General features: G+C 64.9%; 16 protein-coding genes, 3 tRNA genes and 1 pseudogene. 19 read left to right on the top strand and 1 reads right to left on the bottom strand.

The annotated features are described in order from the left end of the window. Positions 1–6: 6 nt before the first annotated feature. Positions 7–885, bottom strand: coding sequence for a LysR family transcriptional regulator (locus tag ACNFCI_RS22650; RefSeq protein WP_084855049.1), 879 nt, complete (start codon positions 883–885; stop codon positions 7–9). Between the two features lie 131 nt (positions 886–1,016). On the opposite strand from ACNFCI_RS22650, the gene leuC reads away from it, so the two are divergent. The 19 genes and pseudogenes from leuC (at position 1,017) to ACNFCI_RS22555 (ending at position 20,082) form a co-directional block, all read left to right on the top strand. Then, on the top strand, positions 1,017–2,450 hold the full coding sequence (gene leuC / locus ACNFCI_RS22645; protein ID WP_084855050.1) for a 3-isopropylmalate dehydratase large subunit: 1,434 nt from the start codon (positions 1,017–1,019) through the stop codon (positions 2,448–2,450). Further along, entirely contained in the window at positions 2,447–3,091 is a 645-nt protein-coding gene (leuD, locus tag ACNFCI_RS22640; RefSeq protein WP_084855051.1) for a 3-isopropylmalate dehydratase small subunit, read from the top strand. The genes leuC and leuD overlap by 4 nt, the downstream gene beginning before the upstream one ends. Positions 3,092–3,239: 148 nt before the next feature. Then, positions 3,240–4,004: a class I SAM-dependent methyltransferase gene (locus ACNFCI_RS22635; RefSeq protein WP_084855052.1), complete on the top strand. Its 765-nt coding sequence runs from the start codon at positions 3,240–3,242 to the stop codon at positions 4,002–4,004. Between the two features lie 54 nt (positions 4,005–4,058). Next, positions 4,059–5,141: a 3-isopropylmalate dehydrogenase gene (leuB, locus tag ACNFCI_RS22630; RefSeq protein ID WP_084855053.1), complete on the top strand. Its 1,083-nt coding sequence runs from the start codon at positions 4,059–4,061 to the stop codon at positions 5,139–5,141. 64 nt (positions 5,142–5,205) lie between these two features. Next, a complete protein-coding gene (asd, locus tag ACNFCI_RS22625; protein ID WP_084855054.1) occupies positions 5,206–6,318 on the top strand; it encodes an aspartate-semialdehyde dehydrogenase in 1,113 nt (370 codons plus the stop codon). 185 nt (positions 6,319–6,503) lie between these two features. After that, positions 6,504–7,508 (top strand): aspartate-semialdehyde dehydrogenase, encoded by a 1,005-nt coding sequence (locus tag ACNFCI_RS22620; protein WP_368829249.1) that lies wholly within the window; start codon positions 6,504–6,506, stop codon positions 7,506–7,508. 71 nt (positions 7,509–7,579) lie between these two features. Then, positions 7,580–10,222: a FimV/HubP family polar landmark protein gene (locus ACNFCI_RS22615; RefSeq protein ID WP_368829248.1), complete on the top strand. Its 2,643-nt coding sequence runs from the start codon at positions 7,580–7,582 to the stop codon at positions 10,220–10,222. Between the two features lie 154 nt (positions 10,223–10,376). After that, a complete protein-coding gene (gene truA, locus ACNFCI_RS22610; RefSeq protein ID WP_416768257.1) occupies positions 10,377–11,231 on the top strand; it encodes a tRNA pseudouridine(38-40) synthase TruA in 855 nt (284 codons plus the stop codon). 60 nt (positions 11,232–11,291) lie between these two features. Continuing rightward, positions 11,292–11,912 (top strand): phosphoribosylanthranilate isomerase, encoded by a 621-nt coding sequence (locus ACNFCI_RS22605; RefSeq protein ID WP_084855058.1) that lies wholly within the window; start codon positions 11,292–11,294, stop codon positions 11,910–11,912. Between the two features lie 251 nt (positions 11,913–12,163). Then, complete coding sequence (accD, locus tag ACNFCI_RS22600) at positions 12,164–13,057, top strand: acetyl-CoA carboxylase, carboxyltransferase subunit beta (protein ID WP_084855144.1); 894 nt, start codon at positions 12,164–12,166, stop codon at positions 13,055–13,057. Next, a pseudogene (gene folC, locus ACNFCI_RS22595) lies at positions 13,057–14,360 on the top strand (bifunctional tetrahydrofolate synthase/dihydrofolate synthase). The gene accD and the pseudogene folC overlap by 1 nt, the downstream one beginning before the upstream one ends. Continuing rightward, on the top strand, positions 14,344–15,006 hold the full coding sequence (locus ACNFCI_RS22590; protein WP_084855059.1) for an SPOR domain-containing protein: 663 nt from the start codon (positions 14,344–14,346) through the stop codon (positions 15,004–15,006). Before folC ends, ACNFCI_RS22590 begins: the two are co-directional and overlap by 17 nt. 268 nt (positions 15,007–15,274) lie before the next feature. Continuing rightward, complete coding sequence (locus ACNFCI_RS22585) at positions 15,275–15,829, top strand: CvpA family protein (RefSeq protein ID WP_084855060.1); 555 nt, start codon at positions 15,275–15,277, stop codon at positions 15,827–15,829. Between the two features lie 42 nt (positions 15,830–15,871). Continuing rightward, positions 15,872–17,377 (top strand): amidophosphoribosyltransferase, encoded by a 1,506-nt coding sequence (purF, locus tag ACNFCI_RS22580; RefSeq protein ID WP_084855061.1) that lies wholly within the window; start codon positions 15,872–15,874, stop codon positions 17,375–17,377. 15 nt (positions 17,378–17,392) lie between these two features. Further along, positions 17,393–18,604, top strand: coding sequence for an O-succinylhomoserine sulfhydrylase (locus ACNFCI_RS22575; RefSeq protein WP_224458428.1), 1,212 nt, complete (start codon positions 17,393–17,395; stop codon positions 18,602–18,604). Continuing rightward, positions 18,601–19,374, top strand: coding sequence for an SDR family oxidoreductase (locus tag ACNFCI_RS22570; protein ID WP_084855063.1), 774 nt, complete (start codon positions 18,601–18,603; stop codon positions 19,372–19,374). The genes ACNFCI_RS22575 and ACNFCI_RS22570 overlap by 4 nt, the downstream gene beginning before the upstream one ends. Positions 19,375–19,675: 301 nt before the next feature. Continuing rightward, positions 19,676–19,751: transfer RNA gene (locus ACNFCI_RS22565), tRNA-Val, on the top strand. Positions 19,752–19,829: 78 nt separating this feature from the next. After that, a tRNA-Asp gene (locus ACNFCI_RS22560) sits at positions 19,830–19,906 on the top strand. Between the two features lie 99 nt (positions 19,907–20,005). Continuing rightward, a tRNA-Asp gene (locus tag ACNFCI_RS22555) sits at positions 20,006–20,082 on the top strand. Positions 20,083–20,096: the final 14 nt, after the last annotated feature.

The raw sequence follows: 20,096 nt of genomic DNA, 5'->3' as shown, positions 1-20,096 counted from the left end.
CCGGGGTCAGGCGGACCCCGCGTGACTGTCGAGCAAGGCCATGAACGCCCTGGCCGCATTCGACAGCGTGCGTTCCGTATGCAGAATGTAGCCTAGCTGGCGAGACAGCTGTATGCCGGGCAAGGCGATGGATGCAACCTGTTCATCGAGCATGGTGCGCGGTAGCACGCTCCAGGCCAGGCCGATGGACACCATCATCTTGATGGTTTCCAGGTAGTTGGTGCTCATGGCGATGTTCGGTGTCAGCCCCTGGCTTTCGAACAGCCGCTGGACGATGTGGTGGGTGAAGGTGTTGCCGCCGGGGAATACAGCCGGGTGGCGGGCCACATCGGCGAGGCCGACCTGCTGGTTGCTGGCCAAGGGGTGTTCCGGTGCTGCAACGAAATCCAGGGCATCGTCCCATACCGGCACTGCCCGAATCAGGTGATGAGGCTCGGGGGCAAGGGTGATCACGGCAATTTCCGCACGGCCATGGAGAATTTCATCGTAGGCCGCTTCCGAATCGAGGAACTGAATATCCAGCGCGACGCCGGGGTGCTCCCGGGTGAAGGCCCGTAACAGCGGGGGCAGGCGGTGCAGGCCGATATGGTGGCTGGTGGCTAGGGTCAGGCGACCCGTGACTTCGCCGGTCAAATTGTTCAACGCCCGTCGGGTATCATCCAGTACGTTGAGGATCTGGTAGGCGCGCGGCAGCAGGGCCCGGCCCGCCTCGGTCAGTGTCACTTCGCGGCCCAGACGGTCGAACAGGCGTACGTCCAGTTGCTGCTCGAGCCCGGCGATGCGTTTGCTGATGGCTGGCTGGGTCAGGTGCAGGCGTTCACCGGCCCCCGAAAAGCTGCCGGTCTCGGCGATGGCGATGAAAGCGCTGAGGTTGGCCAGGTCCACGGCATCGAATTCCTATTGGTTATCCAAAGCATAAAAATTATGAATTTGAGTTATTCAATCTAACGCCATAGCATCGACCGTACAAGCCAAGGGGTTATTGGCATAGAAATACGCTGATGAGGAACAGTCTGATGGCTGGCAAAACGCTCTACGACAAACTCTGGGAAGCACATGAAGTCAAGCGACGCGACGATGGTTCGTCCTTGATCTACATCGACCGTCACATCATCCACGAAGTGACCTCGCCCCAGGCCTTCGAAGGCCTGCGCCTGGCCAACCGCAAGCCGTGGCGCATCGATGCCAACATCGCCACCCCGGACCACAACGTGCCGACCACGCCCGAGCGCAAGGGCGGCATCGATGCCATCGTCGACCAGGTGTCGCGCCTGCAGGTGCAGACCCTCGACGAGAACTGTGACGAGTACGGCATCGTCGAATTCAAGATGAACGACGAACGCCAGGGCATCGTCCACGTCATCAGCCCTGAGCAGGGCGCCACCTTGCCTGGCATGACCGTGGTCTGCGGCGACTCGCACACCTCGACCCACGGTGCCTTCGGCGCGCTGGCCCACGGCATCGGCACCTCCGAGGTCGAGCATGTGCTCGCCACCCAGTGCCTGGTCGCCAAGAAGATGAAGAACATGCTGGTGCGCGTCGAAGGCACCTTGCCTGCCGGCGTGACCGCCAAGGACATCGTCCTGGCCGTGATCGGCAAGATCGGCACCGCCGGTGGCAATGGCCACGCCATGGAGTTCGCCGGCAGCGCCATCCGTGAGTTGTCCATGGAAGGCCGCATGACCATCTGCAACATGTCCATCGAAGCCGGTGCCCGTGTGGGTCTGGTGGCTGTGGACGACACCACCGTCGCCTACGTCGAGGGCCGCCCGTACGCGCCCAAGGGCGAGCAGTGGACGCAGGCGGTGCAGGCCTGGAAGGGTTTGGTCTCCGATGCCGACGCGGTGTTCGACACCGTGGTCGAACTGGACGCCTCGCAGATCAAGCCACAGGTCAGCTGGGGCACCTCGCCGGAGATGGTCCTGGCCGTCGACCAGCGCGTGCCGGACCCGGCCGCCGAGCCTGACCTGATCAAGCGCGGCTCCATCGAGCGAGCGCTCAAGTACATGGGCCTGGCCGCCAACCAGGCGATCACCGACATCAAGCTCGACCGCGTCTTCATCGGCTCGTGCACCAACTCGCGTATCGAAGACCTGCGCGCCGCTGCCGAGATCGCCAAGGGCCGCAAGGTCGCGGCCAACGTCAAGCAGGCGCTGGTGGTACCGGGCTCCGGCCTGGTCAAGGCCCAGGCCGAGCGTGAAGGGCTGGACAAGATCTTCATCGAGGCCGGTTTCGAATGGCGTGAGCCAGGCTGTTCCATGTGCCTGGCCATGAACCCGGACCGTCTGGAGAGCGGCGAGCATTGCGCCTCGACCTCCAACCGCAACTTCGAAGGCCGTCAGGGCGCCGGTGGCCGTACCCACCTGGTCAGCCCGGCCATGGCCGCCGCCGCCGCAGTGACCGGCCACTTCATCGATGTCCGCGAGTTGATCCAAGGGAGCGCAGCATGAAAGCCTTTACCCAGCACACCGGCCTTGTCGCGCCATTGGATCGCGCCAACGTCGACACCGACCAGATCATCCCCAAGCAATTTCTGAAGTCGATCAAGCGTACCGGCTTCGGCCCCAACCTGTTCGACGAGTGGCGCTACCTGGACGTGGGCCAGCCCTACCAGGACAACAGCAAGCGCCCGTTGAACAAGGATTTCGTGCTCAACCACGAACGCTACCAGGGAGCCAGTGTGTTGCTGGCACGGGAGAACTTCGGTTGCGGTTCGAGCCGCGAGCACGCTCCGTGGGCGCTGGACGAATACGGCTTCCGTAGCGTCATCGCCCCGAGCTTCGCCGACATCTTCTTCAACAACAGCTTCAAGAATGGCCTGCTGCCGATCATCCTCAGCGACGAGGAAGTCGACGAGCTGTTCAGGCAGGTCGAGGCCAACCCGGGCTACCAGCTGACCATCGATTTGCAGGCCCAGGCCGTGACCCGTCCGGACGGCAAGGTGCTGCACTTCGAGATTGACGCCTTCCGCAAGCATTGCTTGCTCAACGGCCTCGATGACATCGGCCTGACCCTGCAGGACAGCGACGCGATCAAGGCATTCGAAGGCAAGCACCGCGCAGCGCAGCCTTGGCTGTTCCGTGATGCCTGAAGTGTGCAGGTGACAGTACCGGCCTCTTCGCGGGTAGATCCGCACCCACAGGTACAGCGCAGGGTTCGACACCTGTAGAGGTCCTGTGGGAGCGGGTTTACCTGCGAAAGGGCCGGTGCAGGCAGCAAGAAACCCAAAGGATCGAGACATGACCAGCACCCAACACACCGATGTGGTCCAACGCCAGTTCGGCGAACAGGCCAACGCCTACCTCAGCAGCGCCGTGCATGCACAGGGCAGTGAATTCGCCCTGCTGCAGGCCGAGCTGGCGGGGCAGGGCCATGCTCGTGTGCTGGATCTGGGCTGCGGTGCCGGTCATGTCAGTTTCCATGTCGCTCCGCTGGTGGCCGAGGTGGTTGCCTACGACCTCTCCCAAGCCATGCTCGACGTGGTCGCCCGTGCCGCTGCCGAGCGCGGCCTGGCCAATATCACCACCGAACGCGGCGCCGCCGAACGCCTGCCGTTCGCCGACGCCGCGTTCGACTTCGTCTTCAGCCGCTACTCGGCCCATCACTGGAGCGACCTGGGGCTGGCCCTGCGCGAAGTGCGCCGGGTGCTCAAGCCGGGCGGCGTAGCGGCCTTCATCGACGTCATGTCGCCAGGTAGCCCATTGCTCGACACCTACCTGCAAACGGTGGAAGTGCTGCGTGATACCAGTCACGTGCGTGACTACTCCGCCGCCGAATGGCAGCGCCAGGTCAGCGAGGCGGGCCTGCATGTACGCAGCCATACCCGTCAGCCGCTGCGCCTGGAGTTCGGCAGCTGGGTCGAGCGCATGCGCACCCCCGAGCCGATGCGCGTGGCCATCCGCCAGTTGCAGCAAGCCATGGGCGAAGAAGTGCGGCAGTATTACCAAGTCGAGGCCGATGGCTCGTTCAGCACGGACGTGCTGGTGTTGTGGGCCGAGCGTTAAGAACTTTTCGGTGTGGCCCGCTTGGCTGCACCGTGTGAATGGATAGAGGAAAGCATGAGCAAGCAGATTCTGATTCTCCCAGGTGATGGCATCGGCCCGGAAATCATGGCCGAGGCCGTCAAGGTGCTGGAGCTGGCCAACGACAAGTTCCAGCTCGGCGTCACCCTGGAGCACGACGTCATCGGCGGTGCCGCCATCGACAAGCACGGCGTGCCGCTGGCCGACGAGACCCTGGAGCGCGCACGCAAGGCCGACGCAGTGCTGCTCGGTGCAGTGGGCGGGCCGAAGTGGGACAAGCTTGAGCGCGACATCCGCCCCGAGCGTGGCCTGCTGAAGATCCGCTCTCAACTGGGCCTGTTCGCCAACCTGCGTCCGGCGATCCTCTACCCGCAACTGGCCGATGCCTCCTCGCTCAAGCCGGAAATCGTCGCCGGCCTGGACATCCTCATCGTCCGTGAGCTGACCGGCGGCATCTACTTCGGTGCTCCGCGCGGCCAGCGCGAACTCGAAGGCGGCGAGCGCCAGGCCTACGACACCCTGCCGTACAGCGAAAGCGAAGTGCGCCGCATCGCCCGCGTCGGCTTCGACATGGCTCGTGTGCGCGGCAAGAAGCTGTGCTCGGTGGACAAGGCCAACGTCCTGGCCTCCAGCCAGCTCTGGCGCGAAGTGGTCGAGGACGTGGCCAAGGACTACCCGGACGTCGAACTCAGCCACATGTACGTCGACAACGCCGCCATGCAGCTGGTCCGTGCACCCAAGCAGTTCGACGTGATGGTGACGGACAACATGTTCGGTGACATTCTGTCGGATGAAGCTTCCATGCTGACCGGTTCCATCGGCATGCTGCCGTCTGCGTCGCTCGATGCCAACAACAAGGGCATGTACGAGCCGTGCCACGGCTCGGCCCCAGACATCGCCGGGCAGGGCATCGCCAACCCGTTGGCGACCATCCTGTCGGTGTCGATGATGCTGCGCTACAGCTTCAACCAGGTGGCTGCCGCCGACGCGATCGAGCAGGCTGTCAGCCGGGTGCTGGACCAAGGCCTGCGTACCGGCGACATTTGGTCGGCCGGGTGCAGCAAGGTAGGTACGCAGGAAATGGGCGACGCAGTAGTCGCAGCGCTGCGGAATCTGTAATCTCTCTGGCCCGCCATCGTCTTCCCTTCGATGGCGGCCCACTTTTAGCAAAGGTGTAGTTGCGATGAAACGTGTAGGTCTGATCGGTTGGCGCGGTATGGTCGGTTCCGTGCTCATGCAGCGGATGCTGGAGGAGCAGGATTTCGACCTCATCGAGCCGGTGTTCTTCACCACGTCCAACGTGGGTGGCCAGGGTCCGAACGTGGGCAAGGACATTGCTCCGCTCAAGGACGCCTATAGCATCGAAGAACTCAAGACCCTCGACGTCATCCTGACCTGCCAGGGCGGCGACTACACCAACGAAGTCTTCCCCAAGCTGCGCGAAGCCGGCTGGCAGGGCTACTGGATCGACGCCGCCTCGTCCCTGCGCATGCACGATGACGCGGTGATCATCCTCGACCCGGTCAACCGCAAGGTCATCGACCAGCAGCTGGACGCCGGTACCAAGAACTACATCGGCGGCAACTGCACCGTCAGCCTGATGCTGATGGGCCTGGGTGGCCTGTTCGAGGCGGGCCTGGTGGAGTGGATGAGCGCCATGACCTACCAGGCGGCCTCCGGTGCCGGCGCGCAGAACATGCGTGAACTGATCAAGCAGATGGGCGGCATCCACGCGGCGGTGGCCGATGACCTGGCCAACCCGGCCAGCGCCATCCTCGACATCGACCGCAAGGTCGCCGAGACCATGCGCGGCGAAGCCTTCCCGACCGAGAACTTCGGCGTACCGCTGGCGGGCAGCCTGATCCCCTGGATCGACAAGGAGCTGCCGAACGGCCAGAGCCGCGAGGAATGGAAGGCCCAGGCCGAGACCAACAAGATCCTCGGTCGCTTCAAGAACCCGATCCCGGTCGATGGCATCTGCGTGCGTATCGGCGCCATGCGTTGCCACAGCCAGGCGCTGACCATCAAGCTGAACAAGGACGTGCCGCTGGCGGACATCGAAGGCATGATCAGCCAGCACAATCCTTGGGTGAAGCTGGTGCCGAACCAGCGTGACATCAGCATGCAGGAGCTGAGCCCGACCAAGGTGACCGGTACCCTGAACGTGCCGGTTGGCCGTTTGCGCAAGCTGAACATGGGCTCGCAGTACCTGGGCGCCTTCACTGTGGGTGACCAGCTGCTGTGGGGTGCTGCCGAGCCGCTGCGCCGCATGCTGCGAATCCTGCTGGAGCGTTGATCGCCCCCTCGGTGGATTGAACGAAAAACCCGTGCCCTGGTGGTGCGGGTTTTTTGTTTATGGGGGTACGGTTTGGGGAGCGGAAATCGCGCGCCGCCCCACCCCAAAACTCAAGCCAAGCACTTACCCTCAGCCGGCCAACCCAAGTAAAGTGCCCACCCCAAGTTCCACCAGAAGGATCCCACATGCCCCAGCCCATCGACATCGCCATCATCGGCGCCACCGGTAACGTCGGCGAAACCCTCGTCCAGATCCTCGAGGAACTCGAGTTCCCCGTCGCTACCCTGCACCTGCTGGCCAGCATGGAGTCGGCCGGCAGCAACCTCATGTTCCGCGGCAAGAAACTGCGTGTACGCGAAGTCGACAGCTTCGATTTCACCCAGGCCAAGCTTGCATTCTTCGCCGCCAGCCCCGCCGTGACCCGCAGCTTCGCCCCCAAGGCCCAGCTGGCCGGCTGCATGGTCATCGACCTGTCCGGCGGCCTGGATCAGGCCATGGCTGTGGTGCCCGAGGCCAACGGCGACCAGCTCGCCAAGCTCGAGCGACCTGCTCTGATCGCCAGCCCCAGCGCTGCCGCCGTGGCCCTGGCCGTGGCCCTGGCACCGCTCAAGGGCCTGCTGGACATCGAGCGCGTGCAGGTCATGGCATGCCTGGCCGTCTCAGCCCAGGGCCGTGAAGCGGTCAATGAACTGGCGCGCCAGACCGCCGAGCTGCTCAACGCCCGGCCACTGGAGCCGCGCTTCTTCGACCGCCAGGTGGCTTTCAACCTGCTGGCGCGGGTAGGCGCTGCCGATGAGCAAGGCCACACCCGCCTTGAACGCCGCTTGGTCGATGAACTGCGCGTACTGCTCGACCTGCCGACCCTGAAAATCTCCGTGACCTGCGTCCAGGCTCCGGTGTTCTATGGCGACAGCTTCAGCGTGGCCGTGCAGAGCCGGCGCCCGGTCGACCTGGCCGCCGTCAACGATGCCCTGGAAGCCGCCGAAAGCATCGAATTGGTCGAGCCGGACGACTTTCCGACGGCCGTCGGCGACGCAGTGGGCCAAGACGTGGTCTATGTTGGTCGTGTACGCCATGGTATCGACGAACAAGAGCAGCTCAATTTGTGGCTGACCACCGACAACGTGCGCAAGGGCGCAGCGCTCAACGCCGTGCAAGTGGCCGCGTTGTTGATAAAAGACATGGCGTAAAAGATACTGGCGGGTACTTTTGTCCTGCACCATACGCAGGTTTCAGGACGATTCTTACAAGGGAAGAGGTCATGCTTCGAATTCGCAAACTGGTTCTGGCCATGGCGGCAGCCTCGGCGTTGTCGTCCGGCATGGCGAACGCCCTCGGGTTGGGTGAACTGACCCTCAAGTCGGCACAGAACCAGCCACTGGATGCCGAGATCGAACTGCTCGATGTGCGCGACCTCACCGCGGCTGAAGTGGCGCCGAGCCTCGCGCCACCGGAAGAATTCGCCAAGGCAGGCGTGGCCTATCCCAGCTACCTTGAGGACCTCACCTTCACCCCGGTGATCAACCCCAACGGCAAGAGTGTGTTGCGGGTGACCTCCAGCCAGCCATTGCCGGCGCCGGTGGTGAAGTTCCTGGTCCAGGTGATGTGGCCCCAGGGCCGCCTGTTGCGTGACTACAATGTCCTGCTCGACCAAGCCAAGGCCCAGGGCGAGGCGCCGTCGGCGGCCAATGTCGAACCGGCAGTCAGCGGTGCGGGCAGCTACACCACCAAGCGCCGCGACACCCTGTGGCAGATCGCTGCGCGCAACACCCAAGGCGGCTCGATCCAGCAGACCATGCTGGCGATCCAGGCCTTGAACCCCGATGCTTTCATCGGCAATAACATCAACCAACTCAAGACCGGGCAGGTCCTGCGTCTGCCCGACCCGCAACAGGTCCAGAGCATTCCCCAGGGCGAAGCCGTTCGCGAGGTGGCCGAGCAGTATGCCGCCTGGCGTGAGGGGCGGCGCCTGGGGCCGCGTGCCCGGCAGCTGGACGCCACCCGGCGCGCAGCGGCCGGTGAGGCGCCGGAGCGTATTGCCCAGGGTGACAACCTGCGCCTGGTCAGCCCGGGCGGGCAGGGCGAAGCGGGGGAGACCAAGGCCCTCAGCGACAAGCTCGCGGTGGCCCAGGAAAGCCTGGACACCAGCCGCCGTGACAACGAGGAACTCAAGAGCCGCATGGCCGACCTGCAGAGCCAGCTGGACAAGCTGCAGCGGCTGATCGAGCTCAAGAACGACCAGCTGGCACGCCTCGAAGCGCAGGGGGCGGCGGCGCAAACCCCGCCGCCTGCCGCGTTGCCTGGCGAGCCGGCACCCACGCAACCGCCGGTCAATGCCCAGCTGCCGTCGGCCGAGCCGGTGGTCAAGCCAGCTCCGGCCGCCGTGGACACGGCCCCAGCCGAGCAAGGCGAGCAGGCCCAGAGCGTGCTCGACGAACTGATGGGCAACCCGTTGCTGTTGGGTCTGCTCGCCGGTTCTACGTTCCTGGTGCTGCTGCTGTTGCTGTTGTTGCTTGCCCGCAAGCGCAAGGCCCAGCAAGAAGCCGAGAAGCACCTGCGCATGGCGCGTGCACTGGCCGAGGAGGGCGAGCGCAGCCCTGACCTGAACGCGCCGCCCGGAAGCTTCGATGATCTGGATGTATCGGCGCCGAGCGTGAAGCTCTCGCCGGCGGTGGTCGCCGCTTCGGCCGCCGCTGCCACGGCTGCGGAAAAACCGCTTGCACCGGAGCCGGCGCCCGCGCCGGCAACGCCTGCACCTGACAAGGACCCGATGGCCAGCCTGCTGGCCGAGGTGGACCAGAGCCTGGCGCAAGGCCGCCTGAACCATGCCGCCGACCTGCTCGAGCCGGCAGTGGCTGCCGAGCCGCAGCGCAGCGACCTACGTTTGAAACTGATGGAAGTCTATGCCCGCCAAGGCGACCAGACTGCCTTTGCCGATCAGGAGCGTGCGCTTTCGCCTACCGACCAGAACAAGGCCCAGGTCGACACCTTGAAGGAACGCTTCCCGGCCATGCTCGGCGTCGCCGCCCTTGGCCTGGGGGCGGCGGCCCTGGCGGCCGAGATGGACAAGCAGTACGTCCACGATCTGCTGCAGGACGGCGAACAGGCGCCTGCAGACGCCGAGCCGGACCCGCTCGATACACCTATCGCGACCGAGCACTCGCCTGAAGCAGCGCTGGAGGCTGTCGCCGACGTCCCTGCCATTGAAGAAGATGATCTGGACGGCGCATTCGACCTGAGCCTGGACGATGACCTGCCGGTGGATGCCACGCTTGAGGCCGCGCCGTCGGAGCAAGCCGAAGTGGCCGAAGCTGCGCCACAGGAAGCCGAACCGGTTGCCACCGACGCCGATGCCGATTTCGAAGCCCTGCTGGAGCAAGCCCAGGCCGAGCCGCAGAGTCTCGATGACCTGTCCGATTTCGACCTGGATGTCGGTGAGCCACAAGCGCCGGCAGCAACGGAAGACGCCCCGGTCGACGTAGCTGCAGAGCTGGCGGCTTTCGACGAAATCCCGGAGTTCGACCCGCTCTCGGAGCTGGAGCTGCCGGAAGACTTCGACCTGTCGCTGTCGCTGGACGATGAGTCGCCGGCCGACAAGCAGTTCGCCTCGGAGCTCGATGACGTCAATGCCGAGCTGGACAAGCTGTCCCAGAGCCTGGAGTCGCCGTCGCTGGAGCCGCACTTCACTGCCGCCGATGCCGCCCAGGAGCCGGACCCGCTGGACGACCTGGACTTCGACTTCTTCTCCGGCGCCGATGAGGTGGCCACCAAGCTCGACCTGGCGCGTGCCTACATCGACATGGGCGACCACCAGGGCGCCCGCGATATCCTCGATGAAGTGGTCAAGGATGGCGATGACGAGCAGCGCCAGGAGGCCGAGGACATGCTGTCGCGGCTGGTCTGAGATCCAGGCGTGCCCTGGGGGGAGGCCTGTGCAAGGGCTTGTCCCGCGATAGGTCGGCATTGTCCATGACGGGCTTTGCCAGCAACGGCAGTCCTCCCGGCTGCCGTTGCCGTTATAATGCCCGCCTTCCGTTTCACCCACAGGTTTCGCGCTCTTGGACATCAATGACATCGACCCGGCCGAATCGGCGGCCGAAGGCTACGCCCGCATCGCCCTGGGCGTGGAATACAAAGGTTCGCGCTACCGCGGCTGGCAGCGCCAGGCCAGCGGTGTGCCGAGTGTCCAGCAGGCCCTGGAACAAGCCCTGTCGACGGTGGCCAACGAGCCGATTTCGGTGATCTGTGCCGGGCGCACCGATGCCGGCGTGCACGGCTGCGGGCAGATCGTCCATTTCGACACCCGTGCCGTGCGCGACGAGCGAGCCTGGACCCTGGGCACCAATTTCAACCTGCCCCATGACATCAGCGTCACCTGGGCCAAGCCGATGCCGGCGCATTTCCATGCCCGCTTCAAGGCGACCGCGCGACGCTATCGCTACGTTATCTACAACGACCCGATCCGCCCTGCGCACCTGGCCGAGGAAGTGACCTGGAACCACCGTCCGCTCGACGTCGCGCGCATGGCCGAGGCCGCGCAGTTCCTTCTGGGTACCCACGACTTCAGTGCCTTCCGGGCCAGCCAGTGCCAGGCCAAGTCGCCGATCAAGCACATCCATCACCTACGGGTCACCCGCCACGGCAAGATGATCGTGCTGGATGTCCGGGCCACGGCCTTCCTGCACCACATGGTACGCAACATCGCCGGTGTGCTGATGACCATCGGGGCCGGCGAGCGGCCGGTCAGCTGGGCGCGTGAGGTGCTGGAGGGGCGTAACCGCCGGGAGGGCGGTGTGACCGCCCACCCCTATGGCCTGTATCTGGTCCAGGTGGAGTACCCCGAGGAATTCGCCCTGCCGGTCCGTTACATCGGCCCACACTTTCTGACCGGCTACGAGGCGCTGGCGGACTGACGGGCGAAACGTCATTTGCTAACATCCGGCCTTTCACCGATCACCCAAGGTTCGCTGTCCATGAGCAACGTTCGCAGCAAGATCTGCGGGATTACCCGTATCGAGGACGCCCTGGCGGCCGCCGAAGCCGGCGCCGATGCCATCGGCCTGGTCTTCTACGCCAAGAGCCCGCGAGCGGTGGATGTGCATCAGGCGCGGGCCATCATTGCCGCACTGCCGCCGTTCGTGACCACGGTCGGCCTGTTCGTCAACGCCTCGCGTTGCGAACTCAACGAGATTCTCGAAGCTGTGCCGCTGGACCTGCTACAGTTCCACGGCGATGAAACCCCAGCCGATTGCGAAGGCTACCATCGCCCCTGGGTCAAGGCCCTGAGGGTACGCCCTGGCGATGACCTCGAGGCGGCTTGCCAGCAGTACGCCGGCGCCCGTGGCATTCTCTTGGACACCTACGTGCCCGGCATCCCGGGCGGTACGGGCGAGGCCTTCGACTGGTCGTTGGTGCCGGCCTCCCTGAGCAAGCCGATCATCCTGGCCGGTGGCCTGTCGGCCGGCAACGTCGGCCAGGCCATTGCCCAGGTGCGTCCGTTCGCGGTGGATGTCAGCGGCGGCGTGGAGCAGGCAAAGGGGATCAAGGACGCCGCGAAGATCGAGGCGTTCATGCGTGCGGTGAAACAGGCGTGACGACGGATGTGACGGCTGCCCGCGCGCCATCGTCCATAGCTTTCGCAGCCCGGTGCTGTCAGGCCTGCCCATGGGGCGGGCCGTGCGGACTACCGGCATGACAGGTTGACGATGGCCCGGCCACCAGGCTGGCCCCGCATCGCGCGGGCCTCGGAGCCGGGCCGTCATCGTTTCATTGAAGAACATGAGCTCAAGGGCAGGGCATGGCCGGCCAGACCGGCCCCCGCCCACCGATACTGGAGAAAGAAAGCATGAGCAACTGGTTAGTCGACAAACTGATCCCTTCGATCATGCGTTCCGAGGTGAAGAAGAGCTCGGTGCCTGAAGGCCTGTGGCACAAGTGCCCGGCCTGCGAGGCCGTGCTGTATCGTCCGGAGCTGGAAAAGACCCTGGATGTCTGCCCCAAGTGCAACCACCACATGCGCATCGGCGCCCGTGCGCGTATCGACATCTTCCTCGACGCCGAAGGCCGTGCCGAGCTGGGCGCTGACCTGGAGCCGGTCGACCGTTTGAAGTTCCGTGATGGCAAGAAATACAAGGACCGCCTGACCGCGGCCCAGAAGCAGACCGGCGAGAAAGATGCCCTGATTTCCATGAGCGGTACCCTGATGGGCATGCCGATCGTGGTCAGCGCCTTCGAATTCTCCTTCATGGGCGGTTCCATGGGGGCCATCGTCGGCGAGCGCTTCGTACGCGCGGCCAACTACGCCCTCGAGCACCGCTGCCCGATGGTCTGCTTCTCCGCATCCGGCGGCGCGCGTATGCAGGAAGCGCTCATCTCGCTGATGCAGATGGCCAAGACTTCCGCTGTGCTGGCGCGCCTGCGCGAAGAAGGCATTCCGTTCATCTCGGTGTTGACCGACCCTGTCTACGGCGGTGTTTCCGCGAGCCTGGCGATGCTTGGCGATGTCATCGTCGGCGAACCGAAGGCCCTGATCGGCTTCGCCGGCCCCCGTGTGATCGAGCAGACCGTGCGCGAGAAGCTGCCAGAAGGCTTCCAGCGCAGCGAGTTCCTGCTCGAGCATGGTGCCATCGACCTGATCATCTCCCGTGGCGAGCTGCGTCCGCGCCTGGCTCGCCTGCTGGCGCAGATGACCGGCCAGCCGACCCCGGCAGAGGCCCTCGAGGTGGCTGCCGTCGCGTGATGAACCTTCATACCCTGGGCGACTGGCTCGCCTACCTCGAGCAGCTGCACCCTTCGGCCATCGACATGGGGCTGGAGCGGTCGCAGCAGGTGGCTGCCCGGCTAGGGCTGGGCAGGCTTGCGCCCCGAGTGGTGACGGTCACCGGCACCAATGGCAAGGGCTCGACCTGTGCGTTCGTCGCTGCGTTGCTCCGGGCCCAGGGCCTGAAGGTCGGTGTGTACAGCTCGCCACACCTGTTGCGTTACAACGAACGGGTGCGTATCGACGGTGTCGAGGCCAGCGATGAGCGCCTGTGCGAAGCCTTCGCGGCCGTCGAGGCGGCCCGTGGCGAGATTACCCTGACCTACTTCGAAATGGGCACCCTGGCGGCCTTCTGGCTGTTCCAGCGGTCCTCGCTGGACGCCGTGGTGCTCGAGGTCGGTCTGGGTGGTCGCCTGGATGCCGTCAACCTGGTCGATGCGGACCTGGCGCTGGTCACCAGCATCGGCGTGGATCATGCCGATTACCTGGGCGATACCCGCGAATCCGTGGCCTTCGAGAAGGCGGGGATCTTCCGTCAGGGCAAACCTGCCCTGTGTGGCGATCTCAACCCCCCACAGCCTTTGCTGGACAAGGCGCGCGAACTGGCTTGCCCGTTCCTGTTGCGCGGCCGCGATTTCGACCTGGCAACCACTGACCAGCATTGGCAATGGCGGGGCAGCCGGCCCGACGGTAGCAGCGTGGAGCTGCATGACCTGCCGCTGCTGGATCTGCCGATGGAGAACGCCGCGCTGGCGTTGCAGGCCTATCTGCTGATGGGCTTGCCTTTCGAGGCTGGGCAGATTCGCCAGGCGCTGCTCGATACCCAGGTGACCGGTCGTTTGGACCGCCGCACGGTGCGCTGGCAAGGCCGGCGCCTGGAACTGTTGCTGGATGTGGGGCACAACCCCCATGCCGCCGAATACCTGGCTGCCCGTCTGGCCGCGCGCCCGGTCAAGGGGCGCCGCCTGGCGGTATTCGGCCTGCTCGCCGACAAGGACCTGGAGGGCGTGATCGCACCATTCAAGGGGTTGGTCGACGAATGGGCGGTGGCGCCGCTGGATACCCCCCGCAGCCGCCCGGCTGCGGAACTGGCGGCGGCCTTGACGAACCTCGGTGCGGCGGTGAAGTCTTACACCAGCGTCGGTGCAGCCCTCGAAGGGCAGTGCGCGCAGGCGACGGCAGACGATCAGATCCTGCTGTTCGGTTCGTTTTTCTGTGTTGGCCAAGCCCTGGAATGGCTAGAGCGGCAAGCTCCGGAGGAGTAGATGGCAGTGCTGGATAAAGGGATGAAGCAGCGCATGGTCGGTGCGTTGGTGCTGGTGGCGCTGGCGGTGATCTTCCTGCCTATGCTGTTCACCCGCGAGGACGAGATGCGCCAGGTGCGTGTCGAGGCGCCCGAGGCGCCGGCGATGCCGAGCTTGCCGCAGGTGGAGGTGACCCCTGTGCAGGTGCCGGAACCTCAGCCTTTGCCTGAGGTACCGGAGCAACCGCCGGTGGTGGTCAACGAGTCCACCGCACCCATGACCACGCCCAGCCAGCCGATCACCCCAGGGCCGTCCCAGCCAGCAGTCGCCCAGGCGCAGGTGCCCAAGCCGGCGCCGAAGGTCGAGGCCGCGCCGGCTGTGGCGCCCACCCCGACGGCCACCGCGCCCAAGCCTGCCGCGCCGTCCAAGGTCGATGCCAATGGCCTGCCGGTGAGCTGGTCGATCCAGCTGGCCAGCCTGTCCAATCGCGCAGGTGCCGACAAGCTGCAGAATACCCTGCGCAGCCAGGGGTATAACGCCTACGTCCGCTCGGCCGGTGGCATGAACCGCGTCTATGTCGGGCCACTGATCGAGCGTGCCGAGGCCGAGCGCTTGCGCGACGCGATCAACCGACAGCACAACCTCAAGGGCTTCGTGGTGCGCTTCCAGCCCGAGCGCGGCTGAGCCTGTAGGGCTGCGCTTGCAGCCCCATCGCCGGCAAGCCGGCTCCCACCTGTTCTGCGCTGTTGTTAGAGACACCGCCAAACCTTCGGGAGCTGGCTTGCCAGCGATAGGGTCGGGGCAAGCAACCCAAGACAGTTGCTTCCACCATGCACCCCTGTGGGAGCCGGCTTGCCGGCGATAGGGCCCTCGCGAATCGCCTGACATTCCGCTTACCCCAAGCCCGCCGCTCTGGTAAAATGCGCCGCCTCAAACGTCGGCAGGCAGCACCGTGGCATTTACCTGGGTTGATTGGGCGATCATCGCGATCATCGCCATTTCCTCATTGATCAGTCTCAAGCGCGGCTTCGTCAAGGAAGCCTTGTCCCTGCTCATCTGGATCGTCGCCGGTGCGGTCGCCTGGATGTTCGGCGGTTCCCTTTCGCAGTATCTTGAAAGCTATATCCAGACGCCCTCGGCCCGCATCATCGCCGGTTGCGCCATTCTTTTCGTCGCCACCCTGCTGGTGGGGGCCATGATCAACTTCCTCATCGGCGAGCTGATCCGAGTGACCGGGTTGTCCGGCACCGATCGTTTCCTCGGCATGGCGTTCGGCGCCGCGCGGGGGGCCTTGCTGGTGGTGGTGGCCATCGGGCTGTTGAGCCTGGGGCCGGTACAACAGGACCCGTGGTGGCAGGAATCGCGCCTGATCCCACAGTTCCTCCTTGTCGCTGACTGGTCGAAGAACCTGATCCTGGGGTTCACCGGTCAGTGGATGTCCAGTGGAGTCAGCGCACCCGCTGATCTTCCGTTCAAGGAACAGTTGCTCGGGCCCACCAGGCCTTGAGCGCTTTTCAATCAAGTTTCATCAAAGTAGGGGTTGCGTCGCATGTGTGGCATCGTCGGTATCGTCGGTAAGTCGAACGTCAATCAGGCGCTGTATGACGCGCTAACCGTGCTCCAGCACCGCGGCCAGGACGCTGCCGGTATCGTGACCAGCCACGACGGCCGGTTGTTCCTGCGCAAGGATAACGGCCTGGTGCGCGACGTCTTCCAGCAGCGCCACATGCAGCGCCTGGTCGGCCACATGGGTATCGGCCACGTCCGCTACCCGACCGCGGGCAGCTCGACCTCGGCCGAGGCCCAGCCGTTCTACGTCAACTCGCCTTACGGCATCACCCTGGCCCACAACGGTAACCTGACCAACGTCGAGCAGCTGGCCAAGGAGATCTACGAGTCTGACCTGCGCCACGTCAACACCAACTCCGACTCGGAAGTGCTGCTGAACGTGTTCGCCCACGAGCTGGCCGTGCGTGGCAAGCTGCAGCCGACCGAGGAAGACGTGTTCGCCGCGGTCTCCCACGTGCACAGCCGCTGCGTCGGTGGCTATGCGGTGGTGGCGATGATCACCGGCTACGGCATCGTCGGCTTCCGTGACCCCAACGGCATCCGCCCGGTCGTGTTCGGCCAGCGCCATACCGACGAAGGCGTCGAGTACATGATCGCCTCGGAAAGCGTTGCCCTGGACGTGCTCGGCTTCACCCTGATCCGTGACCTGGCGCCGGGCGAAGCGGTGTACATCACCGAAGAGGGGCAGATGTTCACCAAGCAGTGCGCCAACAACCCGAAGCTGCAGCCGTGCATCTTCGAGCACGTCTACCTGGCCCGTCCGGACTCGATCATGGACGGCGTCTCGGTGTACAAGGCGCGCCTGCGCATGGGCGAGAAGCTGGCCGAGAAGATCCAGCGCGAGCGCCCGGACCATGACATCGACGTGGTCATCCCGATCCCGGACACCAGCCGCACCGCGGCCCTGGAGCTGGCCAACCACCTGGGCGTCAAGTTCCGCGAAGGCTTCGTCAAGAACCGCTACATCGGCCGTACCTTCATCATGCCTGGCCAGGCCGCGCGCAAGAAGTCGGTGCGCCAGAAGCTCAATGCCATCGAGCTGGAATTCCGCGGCAAGAACGTGATGCTGGTGGACGATTCCATCGTGCGCGGCACTACCTGCAAGCAGATCATCCAGATGGCCCGTGAAGCCGGCGCCAAGAACGTCTACTTCTGCTCCGCGGCCCCCGCGGTGCGCTATCCCAACGTCTACGGCATCGACATGCCGAGCGCTCACGAACTGATCGCCCACAACCGTACCACCGAACAGGTGGCCGAGTTGATCGGCGCCGACTGGCTGGTCTACCAGGACCTGCCTGACCTGATCGATTCGGTCGGTGGCGGCAAGATCAAGATCGAGCACTTCGATTGCGCGGTGTTCAACGGTGAATATGTCACCGGCGACATCGACGACGCCTACCTGGAGCGTATCGAGCAGTCGCGCAACGACGCGGCCAAGGCGAAGAACCAGGCCGTCAGCGCGATCATCGACCTCTACAACAACTGATTTGGGAGCGACGGCATGACGGATCAATGGGATGCCGGTCGACTGGACAGTGACCTCGAGGGTGTCGGTTTCGACACCCTGGCGGTGCGCGCCGGTCAGCACCGCACACCGGAAGCCGAGCACAGCGAAGCGCTGTTCCTGACTTCCAGCTATGTCTTCCGCACGGCCGCCGACGCGGCTGCGCGTTTCGCCGGTGAAACGCCGGGCAATGTCTATTCGCGTTATACCAACCCGTCCGTGCGCGCCTTCGAGGAGCGCCTGGCGGCCATGGAGGGCGCCGAGCAGGCCGTGGGTACTTCCACCGGCATGTCGGCGATCCTGGCCGTGGTCATGTCGCTGTGCAGCGCAGGCGACCATGTGCTGGTGTCGCAGAGCGTGTTCGGCTCGACCATCAGCCTGTTCGAGAAGTACTTCAAGCGCTTCGGCGTGCAGGTCGACTACGTGCCGCTGGTCGACATCGGCGGTTGGGAGAAGGCCATCAAGGCAAACACCAAGCTGCTGATCGTCGAGTCGCCGTCCAACCCGCTGGCCGAGCTTGTGGACATCACCGCCCTGGCCGAAGTCGCCCACGCCCGTGGCGCGCTGCTGGTGGTGGATAACTGCTTCAGCACGCCGGCCCTGCAGCAGCCGCTCAAGCTCGGCGCGGACATCGTGTTCCACTCGGCGACCAAGTTCATCGACGGCCAGGGCCGTTGCATGGGCGGCGTGGTGGCCGGGCGCAGCGAGCACATGAAGGAAGTGGTGGGCTTCCTGCGTACCGCCGGTCCGACCCTCAGCCCGTTCAACGCCTGGATCTTCACCAAGGGCCTGGAGACGCTCAAGCTGCGCATGCGTGCGCATTGCCAGAGCGCCCAGGCGCTGGCCGAGTGGCTGGAGCAACAGGACGGCGTGGAGAAGGTCCACTACGCCGGCCTGCCCAGCCACCCGCAGCATGAACTGGCCAAGCGCCAGATGAGCGGCTTCGGCGCGGTGGTGAGCTTCGAGGTCAAGGGCGGCAAGGAGGGCGCCTGGCGCTTCATCGACGCCACCCGGGTGATCTCCATCACCACCAACCTGGGTGACAGCAAGACCACCATCGCCCACCCGGCCACCACCTCCCACGGGCGCCTGACGCCTCAGGAGCGTGAGGCTGCGGGTATCCGCGACAGCCTGATCCGCGTCGCCGTCGGCCTGGAAGACGTAGCCGACCTGCAAGCCGACCTGGCCCGCGGCTTGGCGGCGCTGTGATCGACTGGAAGGGCGGCGAGCCCGGCCATAATGGCCGGGTGGCCTTGGTGACCGGTGCCGCCCGCGGCATCGGCCTGGGCATCGCCGCCTGGCTGATCTGCGAAGGCTGGCAGGTGGTGTTGGGTGACCTGGACCGCCAACGGGGGGCCAAGGTGGCCAAGGCCTTGGGTGGCAACGCTTGGTTCGTGGCCATGGATGTGGCTGACGAAGCCCAGGTCAGCGCGGGTGTTTCCGAGGTGCTGGGGCAGTTCGGCCGCCTGGATGCCCTGGTGTGCAACGCGGCCGTCGCCAACCCGCACAACGAAACCCTCGAAAGCCTTTCCCTGGCCCAGTGGAACCGCACCTTGGCGGTGAATCTGAGTGGTCCGATGCTGCTGGCCAAGCATTGTGCGCCGTACCTGCGCGCCCATGGCGGGGCCATCGTCAACCTTGCCTCCACCCGTGCCCGGCAATCGGAACCCGACACCGAGGCCTATGCGGCAAGCAAGGGCGGCCTGCTGGCCTTGACCCATGCGTTGGCCATGAGCCTGGGGCCGGAGATTCGCGTCAACGCCGTAAGCCCAGGCTGGATCGATGCCCGCGACCCGTCCGAGCGGCGCGCCGCCCCCTTGACCGACGCCGACCACGCGCAGCATCCGGCGGGCAGGGTAGGGACGGTGGAGGATGTCGCTGCCCTGGTGGCTTGGCTGTTGTCTCGCCAGGCAGGGTTCGTCACCGGGCAGGAATTCGTGATCGATGGCGGGATGACCCGCAAGATGATCTACGCCTGAGCGGCACGTCATAAGTTGCAGGAGGGGACCGTCAGGTCCCTTTTCGCTTTTAACCCTGTAGGCCATCCAATCGCCGGCAAGCCGGCTCCCACAGGCTCTGAAAACAGCGCAGGCCAGGTGGGAGCCGGCTTGCCGGCGATTGGGCCTGGTAGCCAAGCAAAATACCTGAGCAAGGCATCACTTTTCCCATCACCGGTTTTGCCCTTTTTGAAAAAAAATTCAATGGGGCTATTGACTTAGCTTCGGTACCTGCGTAAATTTCGCGGCCTCAGCGAAGCAAACGCAACAAGCAACACCGCGAGGGTGATTAGCTCAGCCGGGAGAGCATCTGCCTTACAAGCAGAGGGTCGGCGGTTCGATCCCGTCATCACCCACCACTTCCTGAGATGTTCCTGACCCAGGATGCTTCGAAAGAAGGGTCCTAATTGAGAGGAACCGGACGCAAGTCCACATGCGCAGCGGTAGTTCAGTCGGTTAGAATACCGGCCTGTCACGCCGGGGGTCGCGGGTTCGAGTCCCGTCCGCTGCGCCACTTATTCTTCAGATGGGTGTTCATCACCGGTCTGGGGTCTGAAGGCCAAGAGCACTTCAGGCCGACCCAGTTTCAATCAGGCGTAAGCCTGAACGATACGCAGCGGTAGTTCAGTCGGTTAGAATACCGGCCTGTCACGCCGGGGGTCGCGGGTTCGAGTCCCGTCCGCTGCGCCATCTTCGCCTCGAGG

Origin of the sequence: Pseudomonas sp. NY15356 (assembly GCF_048068175.1) — a bacterium.
GTDB lineage: Bacteria > Pseudomonadota > Gammaproteobacteria > Pseudomonadales > Pseudomonadaceae > Aquipseudomonas > Aquipseudomonas putida_K.
The sequence above is the reverse complement of the archived record's forward strand: the minus strand, read 5'-3'. Positions and strand labels throughout refer to the sequence as shown.